The sequence below is a fragment of the Sporosarcina sp. FSL W8-0480 genome, from assembly GCF_037963765.1.
Taxonomy (GTDB): domain Bacteria; phylum Bacillota; class Bacilli; order Bacillales_A; family Planococcaceae; genus Sporosarcina.
In genome coordinates, this window is the sequence record NZ_CP150166.1 from 691,693 (window position 1) to 718,491 (window position 26,799).

Here is a 26,799-nt window from a genome sequence, read left to right on the forward strand (position 1 = left end):
AATTGACGAATATGAGGTGCAGATCATGAATTGCGATAATTGCAACGAACGGCCGGCTTCCGTAATCTTTACACAGGAAAGCTTGAGTGGCACTACGGAACGCCATCTATGTGAAAAATGTGCATTCCAATCACAGATGTTTCATTTTGATCCGGGTCAGGAACCGTTGTCAATTCAACAATTCCTTTCCCATTGGTTCGGAGGGAACGAATCAGTTCAACCTTTTCAGCAGTCCCGGGAAAGTAAGCCCGAGGGGCCAACTTGCCCGGAGTGTGAACTGACATTCAAGAAGTTTTTGGATATCGGGAAATTCGGATGTCCAACTTGCTATGACACGTTCAGGGAGCGGTTACCACGTGTTTTCAGCAAGCTTCATAATGGGCACACAAAGCATACAGGGAAAATTCCTGTTTCATTCAACGAAATGTTTGCCGTGAAAAAGAAGATTGAGGAAATTCGCGTAAAAATGCAGGAGGCAATCGTTGAAGAACGGTTCGAAGATGCAGCCGGTTTGAGAGATGAAGTGAATGAATTGAAACAGGCTTTGATGAAAGATAGCAACGGGGGAGGCGAAGGCGATGTCGATTGATAAATTCATGAGGGGGGCTGTCACCGGATGGATGGCGTCGCATGGAGAACACTCGGATATTGTCATGTCGACAAGAATTCGACTTGCCCGTAATTTAAGAGGATTTCGTTTCCCGATCGCTTTCACTGCAGAAGAGGCTAAGAAAGTTGACGAGTTAGCGGCCGCTGCGTTGCTTAATTCCGATGAAAAAGGGTATGCCTATATGAAGATGTCAGATTTGCCCATGCTTGAGAGGCAAGTGTTAGTGGAGAAGCATCTTGTCAGTCCGCAATTGACGGATCCGAAACGTCATGGTGCGGTTCTTCTATCTGAAGATGAAACGTTGAGCATTATGGTGAATGAGGAGGATCACATCCGTATCCAGTGCATCTATCCGGGATTTCAACTTGAGAATGCATATGAACACGCGGATTCAGTGGATGATTATCTTGAAAACGAATTGCCTTATGCATTTGACGAGGATTTCGGCTACTTGACGAGCTGCCCTTCGAATACCGGAACGGGCATGCGTGCGTCGGTCATGATGCATTTACCTGCATTGACAATTACGAAGCAGATCGATCGCATAATTCCTGCCATTACAAGACTTGGTATGGTTGTCAGGGGGAGCTACGGGGAAGGCAGTGAAGCGCCGGGGAATATCTATCAAGTATCAAACCAGACGACTTTGGGTAAACCGGAGAAGGAGATCTTGGCTGATTTGAAGAATATAGCATTACGACTCATCGCGCATGAACGTCGTTCTCGTGAAATTTTACTTTCTAAATCCCAAGTCGCACTGGAAAACAAATTATTCCGTTCGCTCGGCATAATCTCCTTCGCAAGATTACTTCCTTCGGGGGAGGCGGCCCGTTGCCTTTCGGATGTCCGCCTTGGAATAGACCTTGGTCTTATCAAGGATGTCGATATGTCTATTTTGAACGAATTAATGATTTTCATGCAACCGGGTTTCCTTCAACAATACGCCGGTTCCGAATTAACGGCGGAAGAAAGGGATATTTTCCGTGCAAACCTATTCCGTGAGCGTTTAAAGATTGAGCGGCAATCCAAAGATGATAATCATAAAGAAAATTGAGCAATACTTTTGCAGGTCGGTTTTCTTTTAATTATACTTATGTCAAAGATGGTCAAAGTCAATTTTATGAAGATGGATTGTTTACAATCTATCAGAATAAAGTAAAGAGAGATCCCGATTCCACGCTTTCGACAGTGGGGAAAGAAAACCGTAAACATTAAAATAGAAGGAGTGGAATGTATATGATGTTCAATCGTTTTACACAGCGAGCGCAAAAGGTACTTCAGCTTGCACAAGAAGAAGCGATCCGGATGAAACATGAATCAATTGGTACTGAGCATATTTTATTGGGACTGATTCGCGAAGGTGGCGGCATTGCAGCGAAAGCATTGGAAGCGATCGACGTCAGCTTCGACACAATCGAAAAAGGGGTGGAGAGCCTCGTTGGGTCCGGTTCAAAAGAAGTCGGCCCGATTGTTCACTATACTCCGAGAGCGAAAAAGGTCATCGAGTTATCTGTAGATGAATCCCGTAAATTGGGCCATTCCTACATTGGAACGGAACATATTCTGTTAGCGCTCATCCGTGAAGGGGAAGGCGTTGCTGCCCGTGTCCTCAATAATGTAGGAGTCAGCTTAAACCGTGCAAGACAGCAAGTGCTTCAATTATTGGGAAGCAATGATAGTTCGGTGAACACGCAAGGTGCGACGTCATCCGCGTCCACGCCGACACTCGATAGCCTTGCCCGTGATTTGACGGAAATTGCTCGCGAAGGGACGCTTGATCCGGTTATCGGTCGAAGCAAGGAAATTACAAGGGTCATCGAAGTTCTTGCCAGAAGGACGAAGAATAACCCTGTCTTAATCGGGGAGCCTGGCGTTGGTAAAACTGCAATCGCGGAAGGTTTGGCATTGCAAATCGTTAATAATGAAGTGCCTGAAATCCTTCGTGATAAGCGCGTTATGACGCTTGATATGGGGACGGTTGTAGCAGGGACGAAATACCGCGGTGAGTTCGAAGATCGGATGAAAAAAGTGATGGAGGAAATCCGTCAGGCGGGCAATATCATCCTATTTATCGATGAATTGCATACGCTGATTGGTGCAGGCGGTGCGGAAGGGGCAATTGACGCATCCAATATTCTAAAACCATCCCTTGCACGCGGTGAATTGCAATGTATCGGGGCGACTACTCTTGACGAATACCGTAAATATATTGAGAAAGACGCAGCTCTTGAAAGACGCTTCCAACCAATTCAGGTCGATGAGCCGACAGTCGAAGAGACAATTCTAATTATTACGGGCTTGCGTGATCGTTATGAGGCGCATCACCGTGTGAAAATTACGGATGAGGCGATCGAAGCGGCTGCAAAGATGTCGGACCGATATATTTCAGACCGTTTCCTGCCGGATAAGGCGATTGACTTGATCGATGAAGCGGGTTCAAAGGTACGGCTACGTTCGTATACGACGCCTCCGAATCTAAAAGAGCTTGAAGCGAAACTTGAAGCAATTCGACATGAAAAGAATGCTGCAGTTCAAAGCCAGGAATTCGAAAAGGCGGCATCATTCCGTGATAAAGAACAGAAAATGAAGGAAGAGCTTGAAAAAACGAAAACGGCTTGGAAAGAGAAGCAAGGCAAGAAGGAATCAGAAGTGACCGTGAACGACATTGCAGAAGTAGTTGCGATGTGGACCGGGATTCCTGTTGCGAAGATTGCGGAGACGGAATCTGCCAAGCTATTGAACATGGAAGAGCTTCTTCATGAACGCGTAATCGGACAAAAAGAAGCGGTAACGGCTATTTCAAGGGCAATCCGTAGAGCTCGCGCGGGCTTGAAAGATCCGAAGCGGCCGATCGGTTCATTCATTTTCCTTGGACCTACAGGAGTCGGTAAGACTGAATTGGCAAGAGCGCTTGCAGAGGCCATGTTCGGTGACGAGGATGCGATGATCCGAATCGATATGTCCGAGTACATGGAAAAACATGCAACTTCCCGTCTTGTCGGTTCACCTCCTGGATATGTAGGCTATGACGAAGGCGGTCAGTTGACCGAGAAAGTAAGACGGAAGCCATACTCAGTCGTCTTGCTTGACGAAATTGAAAAGGCGCATCCGGATGTCTTCAACATCCTTCTTCAAGTACTTGAGGATGGTCGATTGACAGATTCGAAGGGTCGCACGGTCGATTTCCGCAACACGGTCGTTATCATGACATCGAACGTTGGGGCAGACACATTGAAAAAGAACCGTTACGTCGGTTTTAATCTGAATGATGGCGATCAGGACTACGAAGGCATGAAGTCAAATATGCTTGAGGCATTGAAAAAAGCGTTCCGTCCTGAATTCCTGAACCGTGTCGATGAAATGATTGTGTTCCACTCACTTGAGAAGGACCACCTTCGCGAAATCGTTTCACTTATGTCTGACGAGTTGACAAAACGATTGGCGGAACAGGACATTACGTTAGAGTTGACAGAAGCGGCTAAATTGAAAATTGCAGAAGAGGGCTATGACCCTGAATACGGGGCGCGTCCGTTGCGCCGTGCATTGCAAAAGCATGTCGAAGACCGACTATCTGAAGAACTATTAAGCGGCACTGTTCTAACTGGCGGAAAAGTCATCGTAGATGTTGAGGATGATAAGTTCGTCGTGAAAAATGATAGAGCTGCAGAAGTCGTGGAAAACAAATAAAATAGTAGGATGGCCCTCCGGTAGAGCTTGCTGTCTACAGGAAAGGGCTATCCTTTTCGTATATGGAGGTATATATGGCCAAAAGAAAAACTAAGTTTATGTGCAGGGATTGTGGATATGAGTCGCCAAAATGGATGGGCAGATGCCCGGGTTGCGGTGAATGGAATACGATGGACGAAGAAGTTGAGATAGTCAGTAAAGGTCCTCGAGGCGCTTTTCAACACACTGAAACGATCCAGCAAAAGGCGATGCCCATCGGATCCATTCAAACCTCAGCAGAACCAAGGGTGAAAACGGAATTAGGTGAACTGAACCGTGTACTTGGTGGTGGGATTGTCCCTGGGTCTCTTATCTTAATTGGCGGCGACCCTGGAATCGGAAAATCGACATTGTTGCTGCAAGTTTCCTCCCTCCTTGCTAACCAAAACCAACGCGTACTTTACATATCAGGGGAAGAGTCAATCAGGCAGACCAAACTCCGTGCTGAGAGACTTGGTGTTGCTTCAGATGAGTTGTATATATACGCAGAGACCGATTTGGCAAGAATACATGAGACGATCAACGACGTGCAACCGAAATTTGTCATCGCCGACTCAATTCAGACAATCCATCACCCCGAAGTAACATCTGCGCCTGGCAGTGTATCTCAAGTGCGGGAGTGTACGGCGGAATTGATGCGGATAGCGAAGACACAAAATATTGCTATCTTTATTGTCGGACATGTGACAAAGGACGGACAAATTGCAGGTCCCCGTCTCCTTGAGCATATGGTGGATACAGTACTCTATTTTGAGGGGGAACGTCATCATACGTATAGGATTTTGCGAAGTGTGAAAAACCGATTCGGTTCAACCAATGAGATTGCCATTTTTGAAATGTTGCAGTCCGGATTGAAGGAAGTGCTAAATCCTTCTGAACTATTCCTTCGTGAAAGATCGCAGGGGGGTGCGGGATCTACGGTTGTGGCATCCATGGAAGGCACCCGTCCGATTCTCGTTGAAATTCAAGCTCTCGTCACACCATCAAGCTTCAATTACCCGAAACGGATGGCAACTGGGATCGATCAGAACCGGGTCTCCCTTCTAATGGCAGTACTTGAAAAAAGAATGGGGATGCTCCTGCAAACACAGGATGCATATATAAAGGTCGCCGGTGGTGTTAAGCTTGACGAACCGGCCATTGACCTCGCAGTCCTTGTAAGCATTGTCTCGAGTTTCCGGGATGCATCCGCAGGTGGGATGGACTGTTTCATAGGGGAAGTTGGACTTACAGGGGAAGTGCGCCGGGTTTCACGTATTGAACAGCGTGTCATTGAAGCGGCAAAATTAGGGTTCGAACGTGTATTCATTCCTTCTTCCAATATTGGCGGCTGGGATTTTCCGGAAGGGATTCAAGTTGTCGGTGTCGAAACCGTTAAGGAAGCATTGAATATCGTATTCTCTTGAGGAACTTTTGCATATAAGGGAAAGTCCTACTTTTGTTGGGAATTCGCCGTTTTGGATGGCCCAAAACGGCGGGGAGTATGGAAAACGTGTATAGTTTACAATAACGAAACGGAGGTGTTGTGTATGTTGAAACGAGTAGTTCAAGTTGGGTTGCTGCTCATAGGGGGGACTCTCGGCGTCTTATTCTTACCGTATTTATTTACCTTATCTTCTTTTACTTCCAAGCCGATGATCGATAATCCTTATGTTGCAGCAATTGTAGGGGCACTTCTTTTATATATCCTTAGTTTGTTCATAGCTCAGCCAATCGTTAATCTCATTAAATGGATAGAGGATCGGTTACTGAAGACCCCGATATTCGATTTGCTGTTCGGGACAATCGGTCTGATGGTTGGGTTAAGTGTCGCCTTTCTTGCCAGTTTCGGACTAAGTGGTTTGGAAATTAAATTCGTCACATCAATATTGACGGTGGTTCTTTTCATTCTTTTAGGGTATTTAGGTTTTCAGGTTGGATTCAAAAAACGTGAAGAGTTTTCACACGCAATCTTTACAGCAAGGAACAATAATCCGAAGAAAAAAGATGGTGGGGAAACTGCGGGCAAAGCAGGTAACGAGAAAGTGCATAAGATTCTTGATACGAGTGTCATTATCGATGGAAGGATTGCGGATATTGCTGCAACGGGATTTCTTGAGGGGCTCCTTGTCGTCCCGCAGTTTGTTTTAACCGAACTCCAGCATATTGCGGATTCTTCGGATTCATTGAAACGAACGAAGGGAAGACGGGGATTAGATGTTTTAAAACGTCTTCAAACGGATGACGGTCCAAACATTTTAATAACTGATGAAGATTTCAGTGACGTGGCTGAAGTTGACTTGAAGCTTGTCCGTCTTGCGAAAAGTATGAATGGGCTTGTTGTGACAAATGATTTCAATTTGAATAAAGTGGCGGATTTGCATGGTGTCTCCGTATTGAATATCAATGATCTTGCGAATGCGGTGAAGCCGGTTGTTATCCCGGGAGAAGAGATGCATGTCGTCGTTATTAAGGATGGAAAAGAGCATAATCAGGGGATTGCCTATTTGGATGATGGCACGATGATCGTCATCGAAGACGGCAGGTCGCATATCGGGAATGCAATCGAAGTTGTAGTTACGAGTGTATTGCAAACGTCTGCTGGCAGAATGATCTTTGCGAAGACGAAGAACGGAAAAACCGCAAAGTCATACTAATGTCCTGTCGGAGAAAGTTGAGGAACATTTATGAAGATGTATACTGTGATGCTCCCGGCAGCGGGGAGTGGGCGGCGCATGGGTGCCGGATTCAATAAGCTGTTCTTGGAATTGGCGGATAAACCGATTTTGATCCACACATTGGAAGTATTTGAACAGGATGAGAAATGTTCTGGGATGATTCTTTCAGTGAAACTTGAGGAGAAAGACGAAATCGAACGGATGCTTGAGCAGTTCGGTATAACGAAGGTAAAGGCAATTGTTGAAGGCGGCGACGAGAGGCAGCAAAGTGTCGCTGCCTGCATCCGCGCTCACCGGTTGGGTGGGATTGTTCTTGTGCATGATGCAGCAAGGCCTTTTATCAATAGAAATGTCATCCATGAGCTTGTGGAAGTCGCGGATGAATACGGTGCGGCAATTGCCGGGGTCCAGGTGAAGGATACGATGAAACTCGCGCCTGACGGTATTGTAGAGGAGACTGTGGACCGGTCGAAACTTTGGGCCATCCAGACACCACAAGCGTTCAGATATGGATTGTTAAAAGAAGCTTCTGACAAGGCGGAGGCGGACGGTTTCCAAGGAACCGATGAATCGATGATCGTCGAACGTATAGGTCATCCTGTAAGGATTGTGGAAAGTACGTATGATAATGTTAAAATGACAACTAAGGAGGATCTTCTGTTTGGAGAGGTCCTCTTGAAACGTAGACAGTAGGAGGATTTCAGATGATTCGAATTGGACAGGGATTTGATGTGCATTCGTTTGAGGAAGGTCGGCCTTTAATCATCGGAGGCATTACAATCCCTCACGATAAAGGGTTGACGGGGCATTCCGATGCGGATGTACTTTTGCATACAGTAACCGACGCGGCTCTTGGAGCAATTGGGGAAGGGGATATCGGTAGACACTTCCCAGATACCGATGCAGCGTTCAAAGACGCGGATTCAGCAGTTCTTCTTCAGAAGATATGGGAAATTGTTGAGGAGAGAGGATATCGATTGGGCAATATCGACTGTACGATCATTGCGCAAAGGCCGAAAATGGCACCATATATCGAAACAATCCGTGCACGCATTGCAGAATTGCTGAAGGCGGATATAACACAGGTGAACGTAAAGGCGACAACAACGGAAAAATTAGGCTTCACCGGAAGGGAAGAAGGGATCGCTTCCATGGCAACGATTCTTCTACAAAAAGATTGAGCCCTTTAAAAAAACGACCTAAAATGCTAAAATAACACTGGAATTAACGACGAACGGAGATGCACTCAAATGACAAAAGAAGTACGTGTACGTTATGCGCCAAGTCCAACTGGCCATTTACATATCGGTGGGGCTCGGACAGCATTGTTCAACTATCTATTCGCCCGGCACCATGGCGGGAAATTCATCGTTCGCATCGAGGATACCGATACAGAACGGAATATCGAGGCGGGTGAACTATCCCAACTAAATAACTTGAAATGGCTCGGAATCCATCATGATGAATCTGTCGACATTGGCGGAGAGTACGGACCATATCGCCAAATGGAGCGCCTTGATCTGTATACGAAATACGCCCAAGAAATGCTTGATAAAGGACATGCCTATAAATGCTTCTGTACACCTGAAGAACTTGAGGCAGAACGTGATAGACAGAAAGCTGCAGGCGTGGCGGCACCGATGTACGCAGGTACATGCCGCAATTTGACAGCCGAAGAAGTCGCTGAAAAAGAAGCGGCGGGAATGCCCTACACAATCCGTATGCGGGTACCTGAGAACGTCACGTACACCGTCGACGATTTAGTGCGTGGAGAAGTCGCTTTCGAATCCAAGGATGTCGGCGACTGGGTACTTGTAAAAGCGAATGGTATCCCGACTTACAACTTTGCGGTTGTCGTAGATGACCACCTTATGAAAATTTCACATGTCTTCCGCGGTGAAGAACATTTGACAAATACACCTAAACAATTGATGGTCTACGATGTATTCGGATGGGAATACCCTCGTTTCGGACATATGACATTAATCGTCAACGAAGACCGGAAAAAGCTTTCAAAACGTGATGAGTCCATCATCCAATTCATCTCTCAATACAAGGACCTTGGCTACTTGCCTGAGGCAATGTTCAACTTCTTTGCGTTGTTAGGATGGTCTCCGGGTGGGGAAGAAGAGATCTTCTCTCATGATGAATTAGTTAAACTATTTGACGAAAGCCGACTATCCAAATCACCATCAATGTTCGACAAACAGAAATTGACTTGGATGAATAATCAATACGTTAAAAAATTGAACTTGGATGAAGTGATCGAATTAACACTGCCGCATCTGCAAGCAGCCGGACGCGTAAGTGAAAATATGACCGAAGAAGAAAGCAGATGGGTACACGACCTGATCGCCCTTTACCAAGCTCAATTAAGCTATGGTGCGGAAATCGTCGACTTGACCGCCCAATTCTTCAATGACCATATTGAATATGATGAACAATCCAAGGAAATACTTGCCGGAGAACAAGTTCCTGAAGTGATGGCATCATTCAAACAACAATTGAGCGAGTTGGAATCATTCGATCCTGCATCAATTAAAGCTGCCATCAAAGCTGTGCAAAAAGAAACTGGCCACAAAGGGAAAAATCTCTTCATGCCAATCCGCGTCGTCACAACCGGCCAAGCACACGGCCCTGAATTGCCAGATTCCATCTCTTTGATCGGCAAAGAAAAAACTATCGAACGCGTCTCGAAATTTGCCGGAGCTTAATCCGAATCCAGATAGTTGACTTACCGCATAATCATTGTACAATTGACGTACAATCAATAAAAAACGACAAACTAAAGCTTTGATAAGGAGAAGTACACAAAGTACGCACTACAGAGAGGATCATCACCGGCTGAAAGTGATCCGTGCCCCTGCGTTGTGGAAATGCCCCTTTGAGCGCCGTGCCGAACAATGCAGTAGGCCGGACGCATCGCCAGCGTTACAGGCGTCAAGCGGGTAGAAGATTCACGCATTCTACCAAGCGGAGTGGAACCACGCATACAATGCGTCTCTGTCTAATAATAGACAGGGGCGCTTTTTGTGTTTTTGGAAAAAATATTAAAGGGGGTCGTGAAAGTGTTTCGTAGGATGCGAGAAGACATTCAATGCATATTTGACCAGGATCCTGCAGCGCGGAGTTCGTTGGAAGTTGTGCTAACCTACTCCGGCCTCCATGCAGTATGGGCACACAGAATTGCACATGCATTTTACAAGAAAAAAATGTTGTTCATAGCGAGAGTCATATCCCAAATCAGCCGATTTTTCACAGGAATTGAAATTCATCCCGGAGCCACAATCGGCAGGCGCTTATTCATTGACCATGGAATGGGAATTGTTATCGGTGAAACTTGTGAAATAGGTGATGATGTCACATTGTATCAAGGAGTGACATTAGGCGGAACGGGCAAAGAAAAAGGGAAGCGGCATCCAACCCTTGAAAACAACGTTTTAGTCGCATCGGGCGCAAAAGTATTGGGTTCAATTACAATCGGCGAGAATAGCAAGGTCGGTGCAGGATCAGTCGTCCTGAAAGACGTACCGCCCGACTCGACGGTTGTCGGCATTCCGGGAAGAGTCGTCATCTCGAATGGAGTTCGCATACGAGATAAACACGATCATCAAAATCTTCCGGATCCAATATTGGATACTTGTAAAATGCTTGAAACTGAAATAGCTGAATTGAAACGCCGGCTTGAAAAACTGGAAAAGAAAGAAGGGGAAACCAATGAGCATTCAAATTTATAATACACTTACTCGAAAGAAAGAGCCTTTCATCCCGATGGAGGAAGGGAAAGTGAAGATGTATGTGTGCGGACCGACCGTTTACAACTATATTCATATTGGTAACGCAAGGCCGGTCATCGTTTTTGACACTGTGCGACGCTATTTGGAATACCGTGGGTTCGATGTGAATTACGTCTCCAACTTCACGGATATTGACGACAAGATCATCAGGACGGCCAATGAGCTTGGCGAAGAAGTTGGCGAACTGACAGATCGATTCATCAATGCCTATTTCGAAGATGTTAGTGCTCTTGGTTGCGCAAAAGCGGACGCTCATCCGCGTGTGACAGAGCATATCGATGACATCATTTCATTCATCCAAGTGTTAATCGACAAAGATTTTGCTTATGAAGCGCATGGTGATGTCTATTATCGGACACGTAAATTCGATGGATACGGAAAGCTATCCCATCAGTCAATCGATGAATTGAAAGTGGGGGCACGCATCGAGGAAAGTGAAATCAAAGAAAACTCGTTGGACTTCGCTTTATGGAAATCCGCCAAAGATGGAGAAATCTCATGGGAAAGCCCATGGGGCTCAGGTCGACCAGGTTGGCATATCGAGTGCTCCGTCATGGCACGTGAGCACCTTGGCGATACAATCGATATTCATGCGGGCGGCCAAGATTTGACGTTCCCACATCACGAGAACGAAATCGCACAATCTGAAGCAATGACTGGAAAACAGTTCGCGCGTTATTGGATGCATAACGGCTATATTAATATCGATAATGAGAAAATGTCGAAATCTCTCGGGAACTTTGTCTTGGTCAATGATATCCGCAAGCAGATCGACCCAAGGGTGCTTCGCTTCTTCATGCTATCTGTTCATTACCGCCATCCTGTCAACTTCGCGCAGGAGCTTGTGGAAAGCGCGGCCAATGGATTGGACCGTATACAAACGGCTTATACTAATTTGAAACACCGGTTGGAATCGTCCGCTGACTTAGGCGACCAACAAGACATTTGGAAGAATAAAGTGGACGAATCAGTCCAGTTATTCGAAGCTGCAATGGATGATGATTTCAATACGGCGAATGGCATTGCTGCAATTTTTGAACTTGTGAAGGTGGCGAATCTCTATCTATTGGAGAAAAACACGCAAACGGAAGTTCTGAACTACTTCATCACTGCATTTGAAAGATTGATGGAAGTTTTAGGTTTACCATTCTCAGAAGAAGAGTTGTTAGACGATGAGATCGAAGCGCTTATCGAGGAACGTTTGACAGCACGTCGTGAGCGTAATTTCGGCCGCTCGGATGAAATTAGGGATCTTTTGAAGGAAAAGGGCATCATTCTTGAAGATACCGCTCAAGGAACGCGGTGGAAGAGGGGATGACTGGCGTATACTCATTGCGTGATGCGGATGTAAAACAACTGAACGCGCTTGCGCTTGCCTATATGGGGGACGCGGTTTACGAACAGGCAGTCAGAGAGCATTTGCTGCGCCTTGGTCGAGTGAAACCGAATATCCTTCACAAAGAAGCAACACGTTATGTATCCGCCAAAGCCCAGGCGGCAGCCGTCAAAACGATGCAGGATATTAGCTTCCTTTCCGAAGAGGAGGAAGCGGTCCTGCGCCGTGGTCGAAACGCGAAATCGGGATCGGTTCCTAAAAACACTGACGTTGTGACATACAACCATAGCACCGGCTTCGAGGCGGTGCTTGGCTATTTATATTTGCTTGGAAGAGAAGATCGGGTTAGGGAATTCATAAGTGAAACAATACGCATCATCGAAAGTCCGAAAGAGGAGGGAATATCATGACGAAACAGGAATCGGAATTGATTGGCGGAAAAAATCCGGTCGCTGAGGCACTCCGTTCAGGCAGGGAGCTGAATAAGATTTGGATTGCCGAAGGATTGAATAAAAAGAGTATAGGCGAGATTTTATCCCTTGCAAAACAATCAGGAGTTATTGTACAAGCCGTACCGAAACAGAAGTTGGATGGCATGCTTGACGTGAATCATCAGGGAGTTATCGCTTCAGTGGCGGCTTATTCATACGCCGAATTGGACGATCTATTTGCGATTGCGAAAAACCGTGGAGAAGACCCATTTTTTCTTATTTTAGATGAACTTGAGGACCCGCATAATCTTGGTTCAATCTTAAGAACGGCCGATGCGACTGGGGTGCACGGAATCATCATTCCGAAACGTCGGTCTGTCGGATTGACAGGAGTTGTTGCGAAGGCGTCAACAGGGGCGATCGAGCATATTCCAGTCGTGCGTGTGAACAACCTCTCCCAAACAGTCGAAGAATTGAAGAAGGCGGGTGTTTGGATAGCTGGAACGGACGCGGCGGGTTCAGCGGACTACCGATCAATGGACGCAACCCTTCCACTCGCGATTATCATTGGCAGTGAAGGAAAGGGAATGTCGCGAATTTTAAAAGAAAAATGTGATTTTCTTTACCATTTACCAATGGTCGGACACGTTACCTCTTTGAATGCCTCCGTTGCAGCATCCCTGCTCATGTATGAAGTTTTACGTAAACGCACTCCACAACTATCGGGGTCATGAAACAGGAAATATTGTTAGTCGACGGGTACAACGTAATCGGGGCTTGGCCGGAACTGAGGAAGTTGAAGCTTGAAAGTCTTGCTGATGCCCGCGACAGGCTTATCGAACGGATGGCTGAGTACAAAGCGCATACAGGTTGGCGCGTCATTATTCTTTTTGATGCGCATCTTATGCCGGGGGTTGAGAAGAAAAACAAAAAGCATCAAGTCGAAGTCGTCTTCACCCGTGAAAACGAAACTGCGGACGAACGAATTGAAAAAATGGTGTCCGAGCTGAGTGGACGGCGTGTCCAAATCCATGTCGCTACTTCTGATTTAACGGAGCAATGGGTCATTTTTGCCCAAGGGGCTTTGCGGAAATCCGCGAGAGAACTTGAGATTGAGATGAATGAAATTGATAAATTAATTACAAACAAAGTGAAAGTTATTCAGGAACAGCGCCCTTCCTCGAAGATACAATTGTCAGACGAGGTGGCAGAAATATTTGAAAAATGGCGTCGAGGAATGAAATGAACGGTTGACTCAAAAATTTTCCATACGGTATACTGGTTTAAACGCAATGATGGAATCGGGGTGTGGCGATTGGTGGGAAAGCAACATGTTCAGGGGGAAATTAAGGACTTCACAAAACTTTCCGATGAAGAGCTTATAGTCCGCATTCAAGAAGGCGGTACAGATGCACTGGATTTCCTTATTACAAAATATCAACCTTTCGTTAAAATGAAAGCGCGCTCATATTTCATGACGGGCGGGGATAGGGAAGATATTATTCAAGAAGGAATGATAGGCCTCTACAAAGCGATCCGGGATTTCAGGATGGATCGTTTGAGTTCCTTCAGGGCCTTCGCTGAGCTATGCATCACAAGACAAATCATTACAGCTATTAAGACAGCAACAAGGCAGAAGCATATTCCATTGAATACATCTGTATCATTGGACAAGCCTGTTTACGACGAAGAGTCTGATCGCACGCTGCTTGATGTAATTGGGGGCTCGGTTTTGGACGATCCAGAGGACTTGATGATCCACAAAGAGGACTTCATCCAAATGGAAGGGGAAATCAATAAAGTTCTAAGTGAACTTGAAAAGCAGGTGCTTTCACTTTATTTGGAAGGGCAATCTTACCAGGAAATTTCTGACGAATTGAACCGGCAAGTGAAATCTGTGGACAATGCTTTGCAGCGAATTAAACGGAAACTTGAGCGACATATGCAGGTTGGTGTCGTATTTTGAAAACTTGCGTAATAGTCTGCCAAAGATTTCCCGTCATGTTGACATCGTCAGTGTTAGGTGGTACTCTCTAACAAGACAAAGACAAATTACTTTACTGTTGACACGCGCTTGTGCCACTAAGAGTTTCGGGTGAGAAAATGTCTAAAAAGATGATCTTGAGCTGTAATGATTGTGGGTCAAGGAACTACGTTGTCCCAACTAACAATTCCCAGTCTGCAATCCGTTTTACAGTTAAGAAGTTTTGCAAACAATGCAATGCACATACTGAACATAAACAAACGATTTAGTATCAAACTGCAGAAATACATTTAGTGTTCGGAGGTATATAGATAAATGGGGAAAATTACCGGTTTCTTAAAAGCTGTTGTCTCTGAAATGCGAAAAGTCAGCTGGCCGAAAAAGAAAGAATTGACACGCTATACAATTGTCGTTATCTTTACAGTTGTCTTCATGGCAGTTTATTTCGGTCTTGTCGATTTAGGCATTTCTGAAGTAATGGAATGGTATGTTGGGTTATAATAAGTAGTGCAGTATGAATATCCCTGTTGAAAATATCCCGTCTTTTCAAATGAACGGGTTTTTTCATTTCTCAAAAATATTTTTGAGATTTGATAAATTATCACTTCCTTGATTGGAGTGGAAGGCGGCGACTCCCGCGGAAGGCGTCCGCCTGGAACGGAAATCAACATTTTATTTAAAAAAGGAGGGACGGACACACGGTCCTTGTCATTATGGAAATGGAGAAAAATTGGTACGTTGTCCATACGTATTCAGGATACGAAAATAAGGTGAAAGCCAACCTGGAAAAACGTGTAGAGACAATGGGTATGCAAGATAAAATATTCCGGGTGGTCATCCCCGAAGAACAGGAAACTGACTTTAAAGACGGTAAAAAACGCACCGTCATGAAAAAGACGTTCCCTGGCTACGTCCTTGTTGAAATCATCATGACGGACGACTCTTGGTACGTCGTCAGAAACACACCAGGAGTAACAGGCTTCATCGGATCTTCAGGTGGTGGAGCTAAACCGACGCCATTATTGCCAGAAGAAGTAGATTTCATCCTTAAACAAATGGGTATGAAAGAGCGTAAAGCTGAGGCGGATTTCGAAGTTGGAGAAACAATTGAAGTCCTTGACGGACCATTTGCGCACTTCCAAGGGAAAGTGGAAGAAATTGATCAGGACAAAGGCAAGGTACGCGTTTCTGTAGATATGTTCGGTAGAGAAACGATTATGGAACTTGACTTTGAACAAGTTCAAAAATTGTAAGTAGAAACCACTTGCAAGACAAGCATAATAGTGGTATCATTTCAAAGGTCAGACTGTAAATAAAACAGCCTGGGCGGATTAACCAAATTCTACCGGGGAACCGGCAGACACATATTGAGTGGGAGGGGCAACCCAATTACCACATCACGGACTTAAGGAGGTGTGTCTCGTGGCTAAAAAAGTAACCAAAATTGTGAAATTGCAAATCCCTGCAGGTAAAGCTAACCCAGCTCCACCAGTTGGACCAGCACTTGGTCAAGCAGGTGTTAACATCATGGGATTCTGTAAAGATTTCAATGCACGTACAGCAGATCAAGCAGGCTTAATCATCCCTGTTGAAATAACTGTATTTGAGGACCGTTCATTCACATTCATTACAAAAACTCCACCAGCAGCAGTTTTGCTGAAAGTTGCAGCTAATCTTCAAAAGGGTTCAGGCGAACCTAACAAGAAGAAAGTAGCTACTGTAAAACGTGATAAAGTTCGCGAAATTGCAGAACAAAAGATGGAAGACCTTAACGCAGCATCGGTTGAAGCAGCGATGGCAATGGTTGAAGGTACTGCTCGCAGTATGGGAATCACGATCGAAGACTGATCCTGACCTTATACTCGAATGTTTCTTTGTAGTGGGGGTTGCGCTTGTTCCTATGGAACACGCAACCCTTATTCGTGGGAGGTTCAATCCGTTAAAACCACTAGAGGAGGAAATTTACAATGGCTAAAAGAGGTAAAAAGTTCACTGAGGCGGCAAAACTTGTTGACCGCACACAAGTGTACGACTTGAAAGAAGCGATTGAGCTTGCGAAAAAAACAAGCACAGTTAACTTCGATGCAACAGTTGAAGTCGCATTCCGTCTTGGAATCGACACTCGTAAAAACGACCAGCAAATCCGTGGGGCAGTTGTGCTTCCGAACGGAACTGGTAAAACTCAACGCGTTCTAGTTTTCGCTAAAGGCGAAAAATTGAAAGAAGCGGAAGCTGCAGGTGCAGACTATGCAGGCGATGCTGAGTACATCACTAAAATCCAACAAGGCTGGTTCGATTTCGACGTTATCGTTGCAACTCCGGACATGATGGGCGAAGTTGGTAAAATTGGTCGTGTATTAGGACCAAAAGGCTTAATGCCAAACCCTAAAACAGGTACAGTAACATTTGATGTTGCTAAAGCTGTTGCAGAAATCAAAGCAGGTAAAGTTGAATACCGTGCGGACAAAGCTGGTATCATTCACGCGCCAATCGGAAAAGCATCTTTCGATAACGAAAAGCTTGAAGAAAACTTTAAAACTGTATTTGAAACAATTCAAAAAGCTAAACCAGCTGCAGCGAAAGGGACTTACATGAAGTCTGTAAACATTACGACTACTATGGGCCCTGCGGTGAAAATCGATCCTTCGTCTGTAGTTATTAAATAAAAAACTGTTGACAAGCATGAAATCTTGTAGTAAGATTTCGTTTGTTGCGAAACTTAATCATTTGTACCGTAGACAGCAGGGGCGCTTTATCGCTTAATCATCCTGCCGAGGACAAGACGCTCTTTTATTAAAGATGACGACTTTTCTGCCCTCGTGGTCTACCTTATGGACTGCGAGGGCTTTTCATATCGGTATAAATGACATTCTTACAGGAGGTGTCAAGATGAGCAAAGTATTAGAGGCTAAACAAGCAGTTGTTGAAGAGATTTCAGGCAAATTGAAATCAGCAGTTTCTGTTGTCGTTGTAGACTACCGTGGTCTTAACGTCGGTCAAGTTACGGAACTTCGTAAACAGCTTCGTGATGCAGGTATCGACTTCAAAGTTTACAAAAACTCAATGTCACGTCGTGCTGCTGAATCAGCGGGTCTTGAAGGGTTGAACGAACATTTGACAGGACCGAATGCAATTGCATTCTCAACTGAAGATGTTGTAGCTCCGGCTAAAATCCTTAACGATTTCGCTAAAAAGAACGACAAACTTGAGATCAAAGCAGGTGTGATTGAAGGACAAATCGCTTCTGTTGAAGAAGTTAAAGCGTTGGCTGAACTTCCTTCACGCGAAGGTCTTCTTTCCATGCTACTCAGCGTTCTTCAAGCTCCAATGCGCAACTTCGCGCTTGCAACAAAAGCAGTTGCAGAGCAAAAAGAGGAACAAGGCGCTTAATCTGGTCGCCTGAACAAAAATCTGCGGGTTAACCCGACAAAACAAAAACCTATTTAGGAGGAAAATATAATGACTAAAGAACAAATCCTTGACGCGATTAAAGAAATGACAGTTCTTGAATTGAACGATCTTGTAAAAGCAATCGAAGAAGAATTCGGCGTAACTGCTGCAGCTCCAGTTGCAATGGTTGGCGGTGCGGGTGCTGGTGAAGCTGCTGCTGAGCAAACTGAATTCGACGTAGTTCTTGCATCTGCAGGAGACCAAAAAATTAAGGTTATCAAAGTTGTACGTGAACTTACTGGCCTTGGCTTGAAAGAAGCTAAAGAAGTAGTTGATAACGCTCCTAAGGCAATCAAAGAAGGCGTATCTAAAGAAGAAGCAGAAGAAATGAAAGCTAAACTTGAAGAAGTTGGCGCTGGCGTAGAAGTTAAGTAATTTCTTTTATAGATGAAGGAAGGCTCGTCGAATTTGGACGGGCTTTTCTTCGTTTTTTTATCTGTAGCGAGTTGGTCAAATCAAAGCTTATCTCAAATAAAATATGGGCAACCTTCAGTTGAAGGGAGGGTTTATATGTCTGATCATTATTATTCTAAAAACCCCACTGTGAAAAGTGATCCGAAAGAATGGCAGGTTACAATTCGTGGCCATAGATTGCGTTTCAAGACGGATGCCGGTGTGTTTAGTAAGGGTGAGTTGGATTTTGGTTCACGTTTGTTGGCGGAATCCTTCGTCATACCTGAAGTAGATGGAGATCTGTTAGATGTCGGTTGTGGTTATGGTCCGATAGGTTTGTCGATTGCCGCATCTTTTCCGAATCGGAATATCCATATGGTCGATGTGAATGAACGGGCGATGGCGCTGTCAAAAGACAATGCAGTATTGAATGACATAAAGAATGTGGAGATTTATCCAAGCGACGCATTGTCGGCTGTTAGCAAGGAGGGTTTCGCTGCAGTGTTGACGAACCCACCCATCCGGGCAGGAAAAGAGACGGTATTTAGGATATACGATGATGCTTTTTCCAAACTGAAGGCAGGGGGAGAGTTGTGGGTTGTCATCCAGAAGAAACAGGGTGCCCCGTCGACAATTACCCATTTGACTGAGCTTTTCGGTAACGTGGAAACAGTGGAGAAGAAAAAGGGGTATTTTATATTGAAATCCCGAAAAAGTATTGACGCGTCTGGCCACTTGTGATAGTATTGTAAAATGCATAAATAATATAATGCGTTCGTGTGCCCTTTTGCATAAGTTTTGGAAATGTAAGGCATACTGGCAATGGATAAAAGATTGTTAAACCGAAAATGAGCTCTTGCCGGAACTCGTTTTCTTTTTGTTTTTCGATATCATACACCATTTTTATGATTTCGCAAAGACTAATATTGTTTTGAGGGGTGAAATAGTTGACAGGTCATTTAGTTCAGTATGGTCAACACCGTCAGCGCAGAAGTTTCGCGCGGATCAATGAAGTTCTCGAGCTGCCGAATTTAATTGAAATCCAGACGGCATCTTATGAGTGGTTCTTGGAAGAAGGATTACGGGAGATGTTCCGTGATATTTCGCCAATCCAAGATTTCACAGGTAATCTTTCGTTGGAATTCATTGATTATCAACTTGGTGAACCGAAATACCCTGTTGATGAATCAAAAGAGCGTGACGTAACGTACGCGGCACCGCTACGTGTAAAAGTGCGCTTGCATAACAAGGAAACAGAAGAAGTTAAAGAGCAAGACGTTTTCATGGGAGATTTCCCGCTTATGACAGAAAACGGAACTTTCATCATTAATGGAGCGGAAAGGGTCATCGTATCCCAGCTCGTTCGATCCCCTAGCGTCTACTACAATGACAAGACGGACAAGAATGGAAAACGTGGATTTGCAGCTACTGTAATCCCTAACCGGGGTGCTTGGTTGGAATATGAAACGGATGCAAAAGATGTCGTTCATGTCCGAATTGACCGCACCAGAAAATTACCGATAACTGTTCTCTTACGTGCACTTGGTTTCTCTACAGATCAGGAAATCATCGACTTGATCGGTGAGAATGAATACTTACTCAACACGCTTGAAAAGGATAACACGGAGAACTCCGAAAAAGCTTTGCTTGAAATCTATGAACGCCTACGTCCTGGTGAGCCACCAACGTTGGATAGTGCAAGAAGCTTGTTATTCTCCCGTTTCTTCGACCCGAAAAGATATGACTTGGCCAATGTTGGTCGATACAAGATGAACAAGAAATTACATCTGCAAAACCGTCTATTCAATCAAACGGTTGCCGAAACACTTGCTGACCCTGAAACAGGTGAAATTTTAGTTGAGAAAGATCAACTGATTGACCGTAGAACATTGGACCGCCTACTTCCTCACCTTGAAAAGGGAGTTGGGATTCAAGAAATCTCGCATGTTGGTGGTGTTCTTGAAGAAGACATCACAATCCAAACAATTAAAATCTACGCTCCGAAAAGCGAAGAGAAGCAAGTGATCAATGTCATCTCCAATGCTAACATTGATGAATCAGTGAAGCATGTAACGCCAGCGGATATCGTTGCATCCATCAGCTATTTCTTCAACTTATTGCATGGAGTAGGGAATACGGATGACATCGACCATCTTGGAAATCGCCGCCTTCGTTCTGTAGGTGAATTGCTTCAAAACCAATTCCGTATTGGATTGTCCCGTATGGAACGTGTTGTTAAAGAACGTATGTCCATTAACGACACTCAATCTATCGTGCCACAGCAATTGATCAATATCAGACCGGTAATCGCGTCGATAAAAGAGTTTTTCGGAAGTTCACAGCTCTCACAATTCATGGACCAAACGAACCCTCTTGCAGAATTGACGCATAAGCGTAGATTGTCTGCTTTAGGACCTGGTGGATTGACAAGGGAACGTGCAGGTATGGAAGTGCGTGACGTTCACTACTCCCACTATGGACGTATGTGTCCGATTGAAACACCTGAGGGTCCGAACATTGGTTTGATCAACTCCCTATCGACATTTGCGAGAGTAAATAAATTCGGTTTCATTGAAACTCCTTATCGAAAGGTTGACCCTGAAACGAACCGCGTCACTGCTCGAATCGACTACTTGACTGCTGACATGGAAGACAACTATGTCGTCGCTCAAGCGAATGCTCCATTGAACGAAGATGGATCGTATGTCAATGAAGAAGTGGTCGGACGTTTCCAAGGTGACAATACAGTATTCAAACGTGAACAGATCGACTATATGGACGTATCTCCAAAACAGGTTGTATCTGCTGCGACAGCATGTATCCCGTTCCTTGAAAATGATGACTCGAACCGTGCATTGATGGGTGCGAACATGCAACGTCAAGCTGTGCCATTGTTGAATCCTGAAGCTCCGTTTGTCGGGACAGGAATGGAACATGTGTCGGCTCGTGACTCGGGTGCTGCGGTTCTTGCGAAATTCCACGGAATTGTTGAGCATGTAGAAGCAAGGGAAATCCGTATTCGCCGCATTGAGACGGTGGATGGCAAAGAAGTTAAGGGTGACCTTACTATTTACAAACTTGAAAACTTTATTCGCTCTAACCAAGGAACGTGTTATAACCAACGTCCAATTGTTAGTGTTGGAGATCGTGTAAAACCACGTGATATCATTGCGGATGGTTCTTCGATGGAACAAGGAGAGCTTGCGCTTGGACGTAACGTTCTTGTTGCCTTCATGACATGGGACGGATATAACTACGAGGATGCTATCATCATGAGTGAGCGTCTCGTGAAAGATGATGTATTCACATCGATTCACATCGAAGAATATGAATCAGAAGCACGTGACACGAAACTTGGACCTGAAGAAATTACAAGAGATATTCCGAATGTCGGGGAAGAAGCGCTTAGAAACCTTGATGACCGCGGTATCATCCGTATTGGTGCGGAAGTGCGCGACGGCGATATTCTTGTCGGTAAAGTAACGCCTAAAGGGGTTACTGAATTGACGGCTGAGGAAAGACTTCTTCATGCTATCTTCGGTGAAAAAGCACGTGAAGTACGGGATACATCATTACGTGTTCCTCACGGTGCAGGTGGAATTGTCCTCGATGTGAAAGTATTCAACCGCGAAGATGGTGACGAATTGCCACCTGGCGTAAACCAACTCGTCCGTGCGTATATTGTACAGAAACGTAAGATTTCAGTTGGGGATAAAATGGCTGGTCGACATGGTAACAAAGGGGTTATCTCCCGTATCTTACCGGAATCAGATATGCCTTATCTTCCTGACGGCACTCCAGTTGATGTCATGTTGAATCCACAAGGTGTTCCATCTCGTATGAACATCGGACAGGTACTTGAATTGCATTTAGGTATGGCTGCACGGAACTTGGGCGTTCATATGGCTTCGCCAGTATTTGACGGTGCGAACGAAGAAGACGTCTGGTCAACGATGGAAGAAGCAGGGATGGACCGTGATGGTAAGACGATCCTATACGATGGCCGCTCAGGTGAGGCGTTTGATAGCCGGGTATCTGTTGGTGTCATGTATTTGATCAAACTTGCGCACATGGTTGACGATAAGCTACATGCTCGTTCTACAGGACCTTACTCACTTGTAACGCAACAGCCGCTTGGAGGTAAAGCCCAGTTCGGTGGACAGCGTTTCGGGGAGATGGAAGTGTGGGCGCTTGAAGCATACGGCGCCGCTTATACATTGCAAGAGATCCTTACAGTCAAATCCGATGACGTCGTAGGTCGTGTGAAAACATATGAAGCGATTGTCAAAGGTCAAAGCGTTCCTCAACCAGGGGTTCCTGAATCATTCAAAGTATTGATCAAAGAGCTTCAGAGCCTTGGGTTGGATGTCAAGATGCTAACTGAAGAGTTCGAGGAAATTGAAATGCGTGATCTTGACGATGACGATGATATGCAACCAACAGACGCATTGAATCTCATGACTGAAGATCAAACAGTTTGATGTAACGATAATGTGAGTACAAATGGATAGGGGAGCACCAATGATGCTCTCCTGTTTTTCAAACGATAATGATGAGGATCCATCGTGGAGATAAGATAAGAGGGAGGTAGGCTCCTTGATAGATGTAAACAATTTTGAGTATATGAAAATCGGCCTTGCTTCACCGGATAAAATTCGTTCTTGGTCTTATGGTGAAGTCAAAAAACCTGAAACGATCAACTATCGTACATTGAAGCCTGAAAAGGATGGTTTGTTCTGTGAAAGGATTTTCGGACCTACAAAGGACTGGGAATGTCATTGCGGAAAATATAAACGTGTACGCTACAAAGGTGTCGTCTGCGATCGATGCGGAGTTGAAGTAACTCGTCAAAAAGTGCGCCGTGAACGTATGGGGCATATCGAGCTTGCAGCACCTGTAACGCATATTTGGTATTTTAAAGGCATTCCAAGCAGAATGGGTCTTATTTTAGATATGACGCCACGTGCTTTGGAAGAAATCATTTATTTTGCGTCTTATGTTGTCGTTGACCCTGCGGATACGCCACTTGAAAGAAAGCAACTTCTTTCAGAGAAGGAATATAGACTATATCGTGAAAAGTATGGTTCTAAATTCCAAGCGTTGATGGGTGCAGAAGCAATCGAACAACTACTTAAAGCGATTGATTTGGATAAAGAAACAGAAATGCTGAAGGAAGAGTTGAAGACCGTTCAAGGACAACGACGCACACGTGCAATCAGACGCCTTGAAGTTGTCGAGTCTTTCCGTAACTCAGGAAACCGACCTGAATGGATGGTTCTTGAAGTGCTGCCAGTCATTCCTCCAGAACTACGTCCAATGGTGCAATTGGACGGTGGTCGTTTCGCGACATCCGACTTGAACGACCTTTACCGTAGGGTCATTAACCGTAACAACCGTTTGAAGCGTCTACTTGACCTTGGTGCGCCTGGCATCATCGTCCAAAACGAAAAGCGTATGTTGCAGGAAGCTGTCGACGCGCTTGTAGATAACGGAAGACGGGGCCGTCCGGTGACAGGTCCGGGGAATCGTCCGTTGAAATCCCTCTCCCATATGTTGAAAGGGAAGCAAGGGCGCTTCCGTCAAAACTTATTGGGTAAACGGGTCGACTATTCTGGCCGTTCGGTTATTGTTGTTGGTCCTAATTTGAAAATGTATCAATGTGGTCTTCCGAAAGAAATGGCCATTGAACTATTCAAACCATTCGTCATGAAGGAACTAGTTGAACGTGGACTTGCTCATAATATCAAGAGTGCAAAACGCAAGATTGAACGTTTACATTCAGAAGTATGGGATGTCCTTGAAGACGTTATTAGAGAGCACCCGGTATTACTTAACCGTGCACCTACTCTTCATAGACTTGGAATCCAAGCGTTCGAACCTATGTTGGTCGAGGGTCGTGCCATCCAACTTCACCCGTTAGTATGTACAGCGTATAACGCTGACTTTGACGGTGACCAAATGGCTGTCCACGTTCCACTTTCGGCTGAAGCACAAGCAGAAGCGCGTCTATTGATGCTTGCTGCACAAAACATTCTGAACCCTAAAGATGGTAAGCCTGTAGTTACTCCATCTCAAGACATGGTATTAGGTAACTATTACCTTACACTTGAGCGGGCAGGCTCTGTAGGTGAAGGTTCGGTATTCAGTAGTACGGATGAAGCGTTGATTGCCTATCAGACAGGTCACGTTCATCTTCATACAAGAATTGCTATCCAAGCAAGCTCATTGAATAACCCGACATTCACTGAGGAACAGAACCGTAAGCTTTTATTGACGACGGTAGGGAAGCTGATCTTCAACGAAATTCTTCCTGAATCGTTCCCATACATCAATGAACCGACGAATCATAACTTACAAATTGAAACGCCGGATAAGTATTTCATCGATGGAACTGTGAATGTAAAAGAACATTTCCAAAGTGCGGAAGTGGTGCTTCCGTTCCGTAAGAAGATTCTTGGTAATATCATTGCGGAAATCTTTAAGAAGTTCCACATCACGGAAACTTCAAGAATGCTTGACCGAATGAAAAACCTTGGTTTCAAATATTCGACTCGAGCAGGTATTACAGTCGGTATTTCTGATATCGTCGTATTGCCGAACAAAGATGAAATTTTACGAGACGCTCAAAGTAAAGTAGATAAGGTTATGCAGCAATTCCGACGTGGACTTATCACGGAAGAAGAGCGCTACGACCGCGTTATTTCCTATTGGAGTAATGCGAAAGACATTATCCAAGATAAACTAATGGACTCCCTTGAAAACACGAACCCGATCTACATGATGAGTGACTCAGGTGCCCGTGGTAACGCGTCCAACTTCACGCAACTTGCTGGTATGCGTGGATTGATGGCGAACCCGGCTGGTCGAATTATCGAATTGCCGATTAAATCATCATTCCGTGAAGGTCTAACAGTCCTTGAGTACTTCATTTCTACGCATGGTGCCCGTAAAGGTCTTGCGGATACGGCGTTGAAAACAGCTGACTCCGGTTACTTGACTCGTCGTCTTGTTGACGTTGCTCAGGATGTCATCGTCCGTGAAGATGATTGCGGAACTGACCGCGGCCTGGAAATCAGCGCACTTAAAGAAGGCTCAGAAGTCATCGAAACATTGGATGAGCGTATTGAAGGTCGTCATACGAAGAAAACAATTCGTCATCCTGAAACAGGTGAAGTGATTGTTCCGAAGGATGGCTTAATCACTGCTGATCTGTCCGCTGCAATTCTTGAGGCCGGAATCGAAAAAGTTACTATTCGTTCTGCATTTACATGTAACGCGAAACACGGAGTTTGTAAGAAATGTTACGGTATCAACCTTGCAACGGGCGAGGCGGTTGAAGTTGGAGAAGCGGTCGGTATCATCGCTGCACAATCCATCGGAGAACCAGGAACACAGCTTACAATGCGTACATTCCATACTGGGGGAGTTGCCGGGGATGATATCACATCCGGTCTTCCACGTATCCAGGAAATCTTTGAAGCGCGAAATCCGAAAGGGCAGGCGGTCATCTCTGAGATCAAAGGTCAAGTAACCGAGATTGATGAAATCCGCGAAGGCCAGAAGGAAATCACAATTCAAGGGGATGTGGAGACGCGTAAGTATCTTGCTCCATACAATGCCCGATTGAAAGTGCAAGTCGGCGATTCTATCGATCGCGGAGACAGCATAACAGAAGGTTCGATCGATCCTAAGGAATTGATCGTTGTAAAAGACGTTGCTACAGTACAAGAATATCTTCTTAAAGAAGTTCAAAAAGTATACCGTATGCAAGGTGTTGAAATCGGTGATAAACACGTTGAAGTAATGGTTCGCCAAATGCTTCGCAAAGTGCGTGTCATCGAAGCTGGAGACACGGATCTTTTACCTGGCTCATTATTAGATATCCACCAATTCTCTGATGCGAACGCTGAAGTTCTGAAGGTCGGAAAAGTGCCAGCCACATCACGCCCTGTCATCCTTGGTATTACGAAGGCTTCTCTTGAGACCGAATCATTCTTATCTGCAGCTTCCTTCCAGGAGACAACTCGTGTCTTGACTGATGCAGCTATCAAAGGAAAAACAGATGAATTGCTTGGATTGAAAGAGAACGTCATCATCGGTAAACTTGTACCAGCTGGAACTGGAATGCAGCGCTATCGCCAAATCCAACTGGAAAAGGCTGAAGATGCGCAAACGGTAACAGCGGAATAAGTAGTGAAATGTAATGGGGAGAGAAAATATCCTCTCCCCATTTTTTTATTTGTTGACATGTCTTCTTGAAAGTGATAATATACAAAAGGTTGATAGTTGAATGTCTGTACTTTGAAAAATGGAACAGGCAAAGAAGACAATCATCGGTACAAAGCAGACATATTGTTTTTGTGTTGTAAAAAACACAAAGACATTGTTTTTACCCCAAAAATGAACCACCTGGAT

At 44.9% G+C, this 26,799-nt stretch carries 24 protein-coding genes and 2 other annotated features; all 24 genes read left to right on the forward strand.

Translation table 11 applies throughout. The features are described 5' to 3' along the window. The first annotated feature begins 25 nt into the window (after window positions 1-25). The 24 genes from NSQ43_RS03555 to rpoC all read left to right on the forward strand — a co-directional run bounded on the left by NSQ43_RS03555 (window position 26) and on the right by rpoC (window position 26,574). Entirely contained in the window at window positions 26-589 is a 564-nt protein-coding gene (locus NSQ43_RS03555) for a UvrB/UvrC motif-containing protein (RefSeq protein ID WP_339253069.1), read from the forward strand. Further along, on the forward strand, window positions 579-1,664 hold the full coding sequence (locus NSQ43_RS03560) for a protein arginine kinase (RefSeq protein WP_339253071.1): 1,086 nt from the start codon (window positions 579-581) through the stop codon (window positions 1,662-1,664). The genes NSQ43_RS03555 and NSQ43_RS03560 overlap by 11 nt, the downstream gene beginning before the upstream one ends. Before the next feature lie 182 nt (window positions 1,665-1,846). Then, window positions 1,847-4,297, forward strand: a complete 2,451-nt coding sequence (gene clpC, locus NSQ43_RS03565) for an ATP-dependent protease ATP-binding subunit ClpC (protein WP_339253072.1) — start codon at window positions 1,847-1,849, stop codon at window positions 4,295-4,297. Window positions 4,298-4,371: 74 nt separating this feature from the next. Beyond that, window positions 4,372-5,742, forward strand: a complete 1,371-nt coding sequence (radA, locus tag NSQ43_RS03570; RefSeq protein ID WP_339253074.1) for a DNA repair protein RadA — start codon at window positions 4,372-4,374, stop codon at window positions 5,740-5,742. A 123-nt stretch (window positions 5,743-5,865) separates the two neighbouring features. After that, window positions 5,866-6,972: a PIN/TRAM domain-containing protein gene (locus tag NSQ43_RS03575; protein ID WP_339253076.1), complete on the forward strand. Its 1,107-nt coding sequence runs from the start codon at window positions 5,866-5,868 to the stop codon at window positions 6,970-6,972. 30 nt (window positions 6,973-7,002) lie between these two features. Next, window positions 7,003-7,686: a 2-C-methyl-D-erythritol 4-phosphate cytidylyltransferase gene (gene ispD, locus NSQ43_RS03580; protein WP_339253078.1), complete on the forward strand. Its 684-nt coding sequence runs from the start codon at window positions 7,003-7,005 to the stop codon at window positions 7,684-7,686. 11 nt (window positions 7,687-7,697) lie between these two features. Next, a complete protein-coding gene (gene ispF, locus NSQ43_RS03585; RefSeq protein WP_339253080.1) occupies window positions 7,698-8,174 on the forward strand; it encodes a 2-C-methyl-D-erythritol 2,4-cyclodiphosphate synthase in 477 nt (158 codons plus the stop codon). 69 nt (window positions 8,175-8,243) lie between these two features. Beyond that, complete coding sequence (gene gltX / locus NSQ43_RS03590) at window positions 8,244-9,707, forward strand: glutamate--tRNA ligase (protein ID WP_339253082.1); 1,464 nt, start codon at window positions 8,244-8,246, stop codon at window positions 9,705-9,707. A 70-nt stretch (window positions 9,708-9,777) separates the two neighbouring features. After that, window positions 9,778-10,001 (forward strand) — a binding site (T-box leader). Window positions 10,002-10,031: 30 nt separating this feature from the next. Beyond that, window positions 10,032-10,730 carry a serine O-acetyltransferase EpsC gene (gene epsC / locus NSQ43_RS03595; RefSeq protein ID WP_339254784.1) on the forward strand — a complete coding sequence of 233 codons (699 nt, stop codon included), beginning with the start codon at window positions 10,032-10,034 and terminating at the stop codon, window positions 10,728-10,730. Next, window positions 10,711-12,108, forward strand: coding sequence for a cysteine--tRNA ligase (cysS, locus tag NSQ43_RS03600; RefSeq protein ID WP_339253084.1), 1,398 nt, complete (start codon window positions 10,711-10,713; stop codon window positions 12,106-12,108). The genes epsC and cysS overlap by 20 nt, the downstream gene beginning before the upstream one ends. Beyond that, window positions 12,105-12,536, forward strand: a complete 432-nt coding sequence (locus NSQ43_RS03605) for a Mini-ribonuclease 3 (protein WP_339253086.1) — start codon at window positions 12,105-12,107, stop codon at window positions 12,534-12,536. Before cysS ends, NSQ43_RS03605 begins: the two co-directional genes overlap by 4 nt. Beyond that, entirely contained in the window at window positions 12,533-13,291 is a 759-nt protein-coding gene (rlmB, locus tag NSQ43_RS03610) for a 23S rRNA (guanosine(2251)-2'-O)-methyltransferase RlmB (protein WP_339253088.1), read from the forward strand. Before NSQ43_RS03605 ends, rlmB begins: the two co-directional genes overlap by 4 nt. Continuing rightward, window positions 13,288-13,803 (forward strand): NYN domain-containing protein, encoded by a 516-nt coding sequence (locus tag NSQ43_RS03615; protein WP_339253090.1) that lies wholly within the window; start codon window positions 13,288-13,290, stop codon window positions 13,801-13,803. The genes rlmB and NSQ43_RS03615 overlap by 4 nt, the downstream gene beginning before the upstream one ends. 69 nt (window positions 13,804-13,872) lie before the next feature. Next, window positions 13,873-14,523, forward strand: coding sequence for an RNA polymerase sporulation sigma factor SigH (gene sigH, locus NSQ43_RS03620; protein ID WP_339253092.1), 651 nt, complete (start codon window positions 13,873-13,875; stop codon window positions 14,521-14,523). Between the two features lie 137 nt (window positions 14,524-14,660). After that, window positions 14,661-14,810, forward strand: coding sequence for a 50S ribosomal protein L33 (gene rpmG / locus NSQ43_RS03625; protein ID WP_339253094.1), 150 nt, complete (start codon window positions 14,661-14,663; stop codon window positions 14,808-14,810). 46 nt (window positions 14,811-14,856) lie between these two features. Then, window positions 14,857-15,042: a preprotein translocase subunit SecE gene (gene secE / locus NSQ43_RS03630; protein WP_283733634.1), complete on the forward strand. Its 186-nt coding sequence runs from the start codon at window positions 14,857-14,859 to the stop codon at window positions 15,040-15,042. 218 nt (window positions 15,043-15,260) lie between these two features. Then, complete coding sequence (gene nusG / locus NSQ43_RS03635) at window positions 15,261-15,794, forward strand: transcription termination/antitermination protein NusG (RefSeq protein ID WP_339254786.1); 534 nt, start codon at window positions 15,261-15,263, stop codon at window positions 15,792-15,794. 169 nt (window positions 15,795-15,963) lie between these two features. Continuing rightward, window positions 15,964-16,389 carry a 50S ribosomal protein L11 gene (gene rplK, locus NSQ43_RS03640; protein ID WP_191693394.1) on the forward strand — a complete coding sequence of 142 codons (426 nt, stop codon included), beginning with the start codon at window positions 15,964-15,966 and terminating at the stop codon, window positions 16,387-16,389. Between the two features lie 119 nt (window positions 16,390-16,508). Then, window positions 16,509-17,207: a 50S ribosomal protein L1 gene (rplA, locus tag NSQ43_RS03645; protein WP_339253098.1), complete on the forward strand. Its 699-nt coding sequence runs from the start codon at window positions 16,509-16,511 to the stop codon at window positions 17,205-17,207. A 48-nt stretch (window positions 17,208-17,255) separates the two neighbouring features. Continuing rightward, window positions 17,256-17,401, forward strand: a sequence feature (ribosomal protein L10 leader region). A gap of 29 nt (window positions 17,402-17,430) precedes the next feature. Next, window positions 17,431-17,931 carry a 50S ribosomal protein L10 gene (gene rplJ / locus NSQ43_RS03650; RefSeq protein ID WP_283733636.1) on the forward strand — a complete coding sequence of 167 codons (501 nt, stop codon included), beginning with the start codon at window positions 17,431-17,433 and terminating at the stop codon, window positions 17,929-17,931. Window positions 17,932-18,000: 69 nt separating this feature from the next. Continuing rightward, complete coding sequence (gene rplL, locus NSQ43_RS03655; RefSeq protein WP_060203392.1) at window positions 18,001-18,366, forward strand: 50S ribosomal protein L7/L12; 366 nt, start codon at window positions 18,001-18,003, stop codon at window positions 18,364-18,366. A 135-nt stretch (window positions 18,367-18,501) separates the two neighbouring features. Next, entirely contained in the window at window positions 18,502-19,125 is a 624-nt protein-coding gene (locus NSQ43_RS03660) for a class I SAM-dependent methyltransferase (RefSeq protein ID WP_339253103.1), read from the forward strand. Window positions 19,126-19,331: 206 nt separating this feature from the next. Continuing rightward, the gene (rpoB, locus tag NSQ43_RS03665) at window positions 19,332-22,865 is read left to right on the forward strand and encodes a DNA-directed RNA polymerase subunit beta (protein ID WP_339253105.1); all 3,534 of its coding nucleotides are present in this window, start codon (window positions 19,332-19,334) and stop codon (window positions 22,863-22,865) included. 115 nt (window positions 22,866-22,980) lie between these two features. Next, complete coding sequence (rpoC, locus tag NSQ43_RS03670) at window positions 22,981-26,574, forward strand: DNA-directed RNA polymerase subunit beta' (protein WP_339253106.1); 3,594 nt, start codon at window positions 22,981-22,983, stop codon at window positions 26,572-26,574. The last annotated feature ends 225 nt before the right edge of the window (window positions 26,575-26,799 follow it).